An 8,493-nucleotide genomic window follows, 5' to 3' on the forward strand; every position below is an offset into this window, starting at 1 on the left:
TGATCACGAGGACCGAACGACCGAGGAGGCCGGGCCATGGCGGGAGAGCCGCAGACCGACTGCCTGTTCTGCAAGATCGTGACGGGTGACATCCCGGCGACCATCGTCCGGGAGAGCGCGACGACCGTCGCCTTCCGCGACATAAACCCCCAGGCCCCCACGCACGTCCTGGTCATCCCCAAGGCGCACCACGCGGACGCCGCGGCGCTCGCCGCGGCCGACCCGCAGGCCGCCGCCGACGTGCTGCGCGAGGCGGGGCTGGTCGCCGCCGACGAGGGGATCGCCGAGACCGGCTACCGCATCGTGCTCAACACCGGCACCGGCGCCGGACAGACCGTGTTCCACGCGCACGCCCACGTCCTGGGCGGTCGCGGGATGCAGTGGCCCCCCGGCTAGACGGCCGCCATCCGTGTCCGCGCGCGAGCTCGTGGTCCTCGGCACCGCCAGTCAGGTGCCGACCCGCCACCGCAACCACAACGGCTACCTGCTGCGCTGGGACGGCGAGGGCATCCTCTTCGACCCGGGCGAGGGGACCCAGCGCCAGATGCTGCGGGCGGGCGTCGCCGCGCACGACATCGACCGGATCTGCGTCACGCACTTCCACGGCGACCACTCCCTGGGCCTGGCGGGCGTCATCCAGCGGATCAACCTCGACCAGGTCCCGCACCCCGTCACCGCGCACTTCCCGGCGAGCGGGCAGCGCTTCTTCGACCGGCTGCGGTACGCCACCGCCTACCGCGAGTCGGTCGAGCTGACCGAGGCGCCCGTCGCCGCCGACGGCGTGCTGGCCACCACCGGCGCGTACACCCTCACCGGGCACCGGCTCTCGCACCCCGTCGAGTCCTACGGCTACCGCCTCACCGAGCCGGACCGGCCGCGCATGCTGCCCGCGAAACTGGCCGAGCACGGCATCGCGGGGCCCGACGTCGGACGGATCCAGCGGGACGGAACGCTGCGCGGCGTCCCGCTGGAGGCGGTCTCCGAGACCCGCCGCGGTCAGCGCTTCGCCTTCGTCATGGACACCCGGCTCTGCGACGGCGCGTTCGCGCTGGCCGAGGGATGCGACATGCTGGTCATCGAGTCGACGTTCCTCGACGAGGACGGCCGGCTCGCCGCCGACCACGGCCACCTCACCGCGGGACAGGCGGCCCGGGTGGCGCGGGAGTCCGGCGTACGGCACCTCGTGCTGACGCACTTCTCCCAGCGCTACACCGACCCCGACGCCTTCGAACGCCAGGCCAGGGCAGCCGGCTTCACCGGCGAACTGACCATCGCCCAGGACCTCATCCGGGTCCCGGTACCCACCCGCCACACGTAACGAGAACCCCGTGCACCTCCCCAAAGCCGAACTCCACCTCCACATCGAAGGAACCCTCGAACCCGAGCTGGCCTTCGCCCTCGCCGCGCGCAACGGCGTGGACCTGCCCTACGCGGACACCGAGGAACTGCGCACGGCGTACCTCTTCGAGGACCTGCAGTCCTTCCTCGACCTGTACTACGCGCTGATGGCGGTGCTGCGCACCGAGGAGGACTTCGCCGAGCTGGCCGACGCCTACCTCGCCCGCGCCGCCGCCCAGGGCGTCCGGCACGCGGAGATCTTCTTCGATCCGCAGGCCCACACCGACCGCGGCGTCCCGATCGGCACCGTCGTCGAGGGGCTCGGCCGGGCGCTGGAGCGCAGCGAGGAGACGCACGGCGTCTCCACCCAGCTGATCATGTGCTTCCTGCGCGACCGGTCCGCGGAGTCGGCGCTGGAGACGCTGGAGGCCGCGAAACCGTACCTGCACCGCATCAGCGCCGTCGGCCTCGACTCGGCGGAGGTCGGCCACCCGCCCGCGAAGTTCCGCGCGGTGTACGAGGCCGCCACGGCCCTGGGCCTGCGCAAGGTCGCCCACGCGGGCGAGGAGGGCCCGCCGGAGTACATCCGGGAGGCCCTCGACGTCCTCGGCGTGGAGCGGATCGACCACGGCCTGCGCTGCCTGGAGGACCCGGACCTCGTGGACCGGCTGGTCTCCGAGCGGATCCCGCTGACGCTCTGCCCGCTCTCGAACGTCCGGCTGCGGGCCGTCGACGTCCTGGAACAGCACCCGCTGCGCACGATGATGGACGCGGGACTGCTCTGCACGGTGAACTCCGACGACCCGGCCTACTTCGGCGGATACGTCGGAGACACCTTCCACGCCGTGCACGAGGCCCTCGGCCTGGGCCGCGAGCAGCTGCGCACGCTGGCCCGCAACTCCTTCGAGGCGGCCTTCCTCGACCACGACGAGGAGCGCAGGGCGCGCTACCTCTCCGAGGTCGAGGCGTACGCGTTCGACTGACCGGCACCGCCCGGTCCTGCCGTGCGGAACGCGCTGCGTCCCAGCCGCCTGCGCCGCAGCGAGGGCATGCTGATCTCCGTGACCGCCTGCTCCGGCGCGCCCAGCTTGGGCACCGCGCCGGACAGGCTGTTGGTCGTGGCGGCGAGCAGCGCGGCCGGGGCGCCGCCCCTGCGCCGGACGGAGCCGGGCACCAGCGGCCGGCCACCGGTGTGCAGGGCGACCGCGGTGACCGGGGCCGCGACCAGGAGGGTGGCGGCCCCCAGGACGAGCCCCATCACCGCGTAGCCCGCCTGCTCGGAGAGCACACTGCCGAGCAGCGGACCGCACGCCGTGCCGACGGACGCCGCCGAGCCCGCGAGGACCGCCCAGCGGCCGCGCACGTCCAGCGAGGCCGCGAGCCCGATCAGGTACGACAGGACCACCGGGTAGAAGGTGTTCCACGCGATCTCGCCGGTCGCGAAGGACCCCAGGTCCTCGGCGGACGAGCTCAGCACGATGCTGGCCGCGATGATCATCGTCCCGACGCCGATCGGCACCGCCCGCCCGAGGCGGGCCCCCAGCACGCCCGCGCCCATCACGCCGAGCAGCCCGGCCCCCAGCGCGGCGGCGAACACGGCGCCGATGGCCACCTCGGAGAGGCCGACCTGGACGGCGCCGATACGGCTGCTCACGCCCCACAGGGCGTTCTGCGCCATGGACCAGACGAGCATCCCGCCCGCCAGTACCAGCCCGGACCGCCGGTGCGGCAGCCGTCCCTGGAGCGGTGAGGTCCCGCCGGCGGGCACCGACTCGCCCAGCCGGGAGGTCGCGGGCCAGACGAGGAGGGCGACCAGGGCGATGGACGCGAACGGCAGCCGGTGGCCGCCGCCCAGGTGGGGGATCGTCAGATAGAGGGCTCCCGCCGTCGCCGAGACGCTGAGCAGCCCGAGCGAGGAGGTGCGGTGCGGATCGTGCTGCGCCGCGATGCCGGAGGCCGCGACGGCGGTCGCCGCGCCCGAGCCGAGCCCGCCGACCACGACGCCCGCGACCACCAGCGGCACCGAGGTGGTCAGCGCCGCGCAGCCGTACCCGAGCGCGGCGAGCAGCAGCCCCGCGCGCGCCGGTCTCCGCGACCCGAATCTCTCGACGCGCCCCGCCAGCCCGAAGCCGGCCGAGGCCGAACTGAGCAGGAGGGCGCTGCCGACCAGACCGGCCTCGGCCGAGGTCAGCCCCAGATAGGTGCTGAGGCGGCCGACGATGGTGGGGAGCAGATAGGCGGCGAGGTAACCGGCGGTGAACACGGCGACCAGGGGCCACGCGGCGCGGGGGCGCGAGGACATGGGCGTTCCCGAAGACATGCCTGAGCAGGCGTAAAAGGGCAGGGGAGGGTGGGGCAGGGTGGTGCGGGGAAGGGTGGAGCGGAGGGAGCGGCACATGTCGTCGGCCGTGCCGAACGGTGCTCGCGGGGCAATTTGTATCAAGGGCTCCCCGGCAACGGAAAGTCGGCTCGATGTGATCTGGGTCACTTACATGTTTATGCATTTCCAGGCCGGGTAGCAGCGCATGTTTATGCAGGTGGGAGTGAGTGCGCGCGCCCCGGCGCGGACCCTCCGGAAGCCGGGCCGGATCCGGCACACTGGCCGGATCTTGCACGGTTCAGATCCGCACGGCCGGGGAGCGCACGGTGAGTACACGGAATCCAGGCATCGACCCGCTGCTCGGGCTGCGCGCCCCGCAGGACCCGCCCTGCGACGTCTTCCTGACCGGCACGGTCTTCCTGGACATCGTCTTCACCGGCCTGGACAGCGCGCCGGTGCGCGGGACGGAGTCCTGGGCCCGGGGGATGGGATCCAGCCCCGGAGGCGTCGCCAACATGGCCACCGCGCTCGCCCGGCTCGGCCTGCGCACCTCGCTGGCCGCCGCGTTCGGGGACGACCACTACGGCGAGTACTGCTGGGACGCCCTCGAACAGGGCGAGGGCATCGACCTGTCCATGTCGCACACGGTCCCCGGCTGGCACTCGCCGGTCACCGTCTCCATGGCGTACGAGGGCGAGCGCACGATGGTCTCGCACGGCCACGAGGCCCCGGCCCCGGCCGCCTCCGAGGTGCCCGGCGGCACGTTTCCGCACTGCCCGCCGCGCGCCCGGGCCGCCATCGCCTCGCTGACCCCCGGCCGCAGCGAGCCCTGGGTCGCGTCGGCCGCCCGGAACGGCGCACTGGTCTTCGCCGACGTGGGCTGGGACGAGACCGGCCGCTGGGACCTGGACGCCCTGCCCGATCTCGGACACTGCCTGGCCTTCCTCCCCAACGCGGAGGAGGCCATGCGCTACACCCGCACGGACTGCCCGCGCGCCGCCGCCCACGCCCTGGCCGAGCGGGTCCCCCTCGCCGTGGTCACCCTCGGGGCGGAGGGCGCCTACGCGGTGGACGGGCGGACGGGGACGGCGGCCGAGGTGCCCGCCATCGAGGTGGAGGCGCTCGACCCCACCGGGGCGGGCGACGTCTTCGTCGCCGGGTTCGTCACGGGCACGCTGGCCGGCTGGCCGCTCGCCGACCGCCTCGCCTTCGCCGGTCTCACGGCCGCCCTGTCCGTGCAGGAGTTCGGCGGATCCCTGTCCGCACCCGGATGGGCGGAGGTGGCCGCCTGGTGGCAGCAGGTGCGCACCTGCGCCGGCCAGGACCCGGCGGCACTGGAGCGCTACGCCTTCCTGGAGAAGCTCCTGCCCGCGAGCAGCAGGGCCTGGGCCCTGCGCCGGGCCGTCCCGACCATCGGCTTCCGGCAGTGAAGAGCTGATGATCACCGGGTAAAACCTGTCGGCGTTGTCGGCGGCTGGTCGTACGCTGGTAGTCCGGAGGCGGTCGAGCCGCGACAGCCCTGCAACGGGAGGTATGCGCAGGCCCGAGGGCCGGCCCATGACTCAGTCACCCACACAACCGCAGGCGACGGCCCGGATCAGCATTCCGGCCGCGCACCCCATGGTGATGCTCCTGGGGTCGGGCGATTCGCTGCTGCGCGTGATCGAAACGGCGTTCCCGGCCGTCGACATCCATGTCCGGGGCAACGAGATCAGCGTGACGGGCGGGGCGGCGGACGTCGCCCTCGTCCAGCGCCTGTTCGACGAGATGGTGCTGGTGCTGCGCACCGGGCTGCCGATGACGGAGGACGCTGTGGAACGCTCGATCGCCATGCTCAGGGCGAGCGGCAACGGCAACGCCGAGGGCGCGGAGACCCCCGCCGAGGTGCTGACCCAGAACATCCTCTCCAGCCGTGGCCGCACGATCCGGCCCAAGACCCTCAACCAGAAGCGCTACGTCGACGCGATCGACTCGCACACCATCGTCTTCGGTATCGGCCCCGCGGGCACCGGCAAGACCTATCTCGCCATGGCCAAGGCGGTCCAGGCCCTGCAGTCCAAGCAGGTCAGCCGGATCATCCTGACCAGGCCCGCCGTCGAGGCGGGGGAGCGGCTCGGCTTCCTGCCCGGCACGCTCTTCGACAAGATCGACCCGTATCTGCGCCCGCTCTACGACGCCCTGCACGACATGCTCGACCCCGACTCGATCCCCCGCCTCATGGCCGCGGGCACGATCGAGGTCGCGCCGCTGGCCTACATGCGCGGTCGCACCCTGAACGACGCGTTCATCATCCTGGACGAGGCGCAGAACACCAGCGCCGAGCAGATGAAGATGTTCCTCACCCGTCTCGGCTTCGACTCGAAGATCGTCATCACCGGTGACGTCACCCAGGTCGACCTGCCGACCGGGACCAGGAGCGGTCTGCGGCAGGTCCAGGAGATCCTGGACGGCGTCGAGGACGTGCACTTCTCCCGGCTCACCTCCCAGGATGTCGTCCGGCACAAGCTCGTCGGCCGTATCGTCGACGCGTACGAGAAGTACGACAACGCAGAGGGCCGCACCGGCCGCAACGGGAAGTAGTCGCAGCGCACCATGTCGATCGACGTCAACAACGAGTCCGGAACCGAGGTCGACGAGCAGGCGATCCTCGACATCGCCCGCTACGCGCTCGCCCGGATGCGGATCCACCCGCTGTCCGAGCTCTCGGTGATCGTGGTGGACACCGCCGCCATGGAGCAGCTCCACATCCAGTGGATGGACCTCCCGGGCCCGACGGATGTCATGTCCTTCCCGATGGACGAGCTGCGTCCGCCGGCCAAGGACGACGAGGAGCCCCCGCAGGGGCTCCTCGGTGACATCGTGCTCTGCCCGGAGGTCGCCACCAAGCAGGGCCAGGACGCCGAGACGCAGCACTCCATGGACGAGGAGCTCCAGCTCCTCACCGTCCACGGGGTGCTGCACCTCCTCGGGTACGACCACGAGGAACCGGACGAGAAGGCCGAGATGTTCGGCCTCCAGGCGGCGATCGTCGACGGCTGGCGCGGCGAGCGCGGCCTGACCGGTCCCTCTCCCGCCCCCACGGTCTCGTGAGCGTCCCCCTCATCTCCGGTGCGGTCCTGCTGATCGTCGTCGGCTGGCTCGCGGCCTGCGCCGAGACGGGCATCGCCCGCACGTCGAGCTTCCGCGCGGCCGAGGCCGTGCGGGCCGGCCGCCGGGGCAGCGCCAAGCTGGAACAGGTCGCCGCCGACCCCACCCGCTATCTCAACGTCGCGCTCCTCGTGCGGGTCGCCTGCGAGATGTCGGCCGGTGTCCTGGTCACCTACGCCTGCCTCCAGGAGTTCACCGAGACCTGGCAGGCCCTCGCCCTCGCCATGGGCGTCATGGTCCTCGTCAGCTACGTCGCCATCGGCGTCTCGCCGCGCACCATCGGCCGCCAGCACCCGCTGAACACCTCCACGGCCGCCGCGTACGTCCTGCTGCCGCTGGCCAGGATCATGGGGCCGATCCCGCAGCTGCTGATCCTCCTCGGCAACGCGCTGACCCCGGGCAAGGGCTTCCGCAAGGGACCCTTCGCCAGTGAGGCCGAACTGCGCGCCATGGTCGACCTCGCCGAGCAGGAGTCGCTCATCGAGGACGACGAGCGCCGCATGGTGCACTCCGTCTTCGAGCTCGGCGACACGCTCGTGCGCGAGGTCATGGTGCCCCGCACGGACCTCGTCTGCATCGAGCGGTACAAGACGGTCCGTCAGGCGCTGACCCTCGCGCTCCGCTCCGGCTTCTCCCGCATCCCGGTCACCGGGGAGAACGAGGACGACATCGTCGGGATCGTCTACCTCAAGGACCTGGTCCGCAAGACCCACATCAACCGGGACGCCGAGGCCGACCTGGTCTCCACGGCGATGCGTCCCGCCGCCTTCGTCCCCGACACGAAGAACGCCGGTGACCTGCTGCGCGAGATGCAGCAGGAGCGCAGCCACGTCGCCGTCGTCATCGACGAGTACGGCGGCACGGCCGGCATCGTCACCATCGAGGACATCCTGGAGGAGATCGTCGGCGAGATCACCGACGAGTACGACCGCGAACTCCCGCCGGTCCAGGAGCTGGAGAACGGCTGCTTCCGGGTGACCGCCCGGCTCGACATCGGTGATCTCGGGGAGCTCTTCGGCCTCGACGCCTACGACGACGAGGACGTGGAGACGGTCGGCGGCCTGCTGGCGAAGGCGCTGGGGCGGGTCCCGATCGCCGGAGCCTCCTCGATCGTCGACCTCCCCGACGGGCGCAAGCTCCGCCTCACCGCGGAGTCCCCGGCCGGCCGCAGGAACAAGATCGTCACGGTGCTGGTGGAGCCGGAGGGAGCGGAAGCGGTATGACCCCGCAGGAACTGCGCGCGTTCTGCCTGGAGTTCAACGCGAGCACGGAGGAGTTCCCCTTCGGACCCGAGACCTCGGTCTTCAAGGTCCTGGGCAAGATGTTCGCCCTCGGCGCGCTCGACGCCCCGCCGCTGAAGGTCAGCCTCAAGTGCGACCCGGACGACGCGCTGCGGCTCCGCAAGGAGCACCCGGCCGTGGTCCCCGGATGGCACCTGAACAAGCGGCACTGGAACACGGTGACGGTCTCCGGACTCCCGGACCGGATGGTCCGGGAGCTCGTGGAGGACAGCTACGACCTGGTGGTGGCCGGACTCCCCAAGGCGGAACGCCTGCGCCTGGACCGTCCGTAGAAGCCGGAACCCCGGCCCCCGGAACCCCGGCCCCCCCGCCCCCCCCCGCCCGCCCCGGGGCCCCGGGGGCCCCGCCCCGTCCCCCCCCCCAGCACCACACAACCCCACCCCACAA

Annotated in this window: 9 protein-coding genes; 8 read left to right on the forward strand and 1 reads right to left on the reverse strand. The window is 72.1% G+C overall.

Going from position 1 to position 8,493, the window contains the following annotated elements:
- Positions 1-36: 36 nt before the first annotated feature.
- The 3 genes from ABZ172_RS21580 to ABZ172_RS21590 are packed head-to-tail and all read left to right on the forward strand — an operon-like array spanning position 37 to position 2,321.
- Positions 37-396, forward strand: a complete 360-nt coding sequence (locus tag ABZ172_RS21580) for a histidine triad nucleotide-binding protein (protein WP_356885363.1) — start codon at positions 37-39, stop codon at positions 394-396.
- A gap of 13 nt (positions 397-409) precedes the next feature.
- Positions 410-1,318: a ribonuclease Z gene (locus ABZ172_RS21585; RefSeq protein ID WP_356885364.1), complete on the forward strand. Its 909-nt coding sequence runs from the start codon at positions 410-412 to the stop codon at positions 1,316-1,318.
- 10 nt (positions 1,319-1,328) lie between these two features.
- Positions 1,329-2,321 carry an adenosine deaminase gene (locus tag ABZ172_RS21590; protein ID WP_356885365.1) on the forward strand — a complete coding sequence of 331 codons (993 nt, stop codon included), beginning with the start codon at positions 1,329-1,331 and terminating at the stop codon, positions 2,319-2,321.
- On the opposite strand, the gene ABZ172_RS21595 is transcribed toward ABZ172_RS21590, so the two are convergent.
- On the reverse strand, positions 2,285-3,640 hold the full coding sequence (locus ABZ172_RS21595; protein WP_356885366.1) for an MFS transporter: 1,356 nt from the start codon (positions 3,638-3,640) through the stop codon (positions 2,285-2,287). The genes ABZ172_RS21590 and ABZ172_RS21595 overlap by 37 nt on opposite strands.
- Positions 3,641-3,984: 344 nt before the next feature.
- Between ABZ172_RS21595 and ABZ172_RS21600 the strand changes: the two genes are divergently transcribed.
- From ABZ172_RS21600 to ABZ172_RS21620, 5 genes are all read left to right on the forward strand, one after another.
- Positions 3,985-5,088: a PfkB family carbohydrate kinase gene (locus ABZ172_RS21600; protein ID WP_356885367.1), complete on the forward strand. Its 1,104-nt coding sequence runs from the start codon at positions 3,985-3,987 to the stop codon at positions 5,086-5,088.
- 127 nt (positions 5,089-5,215) lie between these two features.
- Positions 5,216-6,238: a PhoH family protein gene (locus ABZ172_RS21605; protein ID WP_356885368.1), complete on the forward strand. Its 1,023-nt coding sequence runs from the start codon at positions 5,216-5,218 to the stop codon at positions 6,236-6,238.
- 12 nt (positions 6,239-6,250) lie between these two features.
- Positions 6,251-6,748 (forward strand): rRNA maturation RNase YbeY, encoded by a 498-nt coding sequence (gene ybeY, locus ABZ172_RS21610; RefSeq protein WP_356885369.1) that lies wholly within the window; start codon positions 6,251-6,253, stop codon positions 6,746-6,748.
- Positions 6,745-8,028: a hemolysin family protein gene (locus ABZ172_RS21615; protein ID WP_356885370.1), complete on the forward strand. Its 1,284-nt coding sequence runs from the start codon at positions 6,745-6,747 to the stop codon at positions 8,026-8,028. The genes ybeY and ABZ172_RS21615 overlap by 4 nt, the downstream gene beginning before the upstream one ends.
- On the forward strand, positions 8,025-8,378 hold the full coding sequence (locus tag ABZ172_RS21620) for an MmcQ/YjbR family DNA-binding protein (protein WP_356885371.1): 354 nt from the start codon (positions 8,025-8,027) through the stop codon (positions 8,376-8,378). The genes ABZ172_RS21615 and ABZ172_RS21620 overlap by 4 nt, the downstream gene beginning before the upstream one ends.
- Positions 8,379-8,493: the final 115 nt, after the last annotated feature.

It is taken from the genome of Streptomyces sp. NPDC006296 (genome assembly GCF_040613235.1).
Classification (GTDB): Bacteria; Actinomycetota; Actinomycetes; order Streptomycetales; family Streptomycetaceae; genus Streptomyces.

What these genes read in the sequence shown, in the direction of transcription:
- ABZ172_RS21580 (WP_356885363.1), top strand. Translation starts at nt 37, where the DNA reads ATGGCGGGAGAGCCGCAGACCGACTGCCTGTTCTGCAAGATCGTGACG.
- ABZ172_RS21595 (WP_356885366.1), bottom strand. Translation starts at nt 3,640, where the DNA reads ATGTCCTCGCGCCCCCGCGCCGCGTGGCCCCTGGTCGCCGTGTTCACC.
- ABZ172_RS21605 (WP_356885368.1), top strand. Translation starts at nt 5,216, where the DNA reads ATGACTCAGTCACCCACACAACCGCAGGCGACGGCCCGGATCAGCATT.
- ybeY (WP_356885369.1), top strand. Translation starts at nt 6,251, where the DNA reads ATGTCGATCGACGTCAACAACGAGTCCGGAACCGAGGTCGACGAGCAG.
- ABZ172_RS21620 (WP_356885371.1), top strand. Translation starts at nt 8,025, where the DNA reads ATGACCCCGCAGGAACTGCGCGCGTTCTGCCTGGAGTTCAACGCGAGC.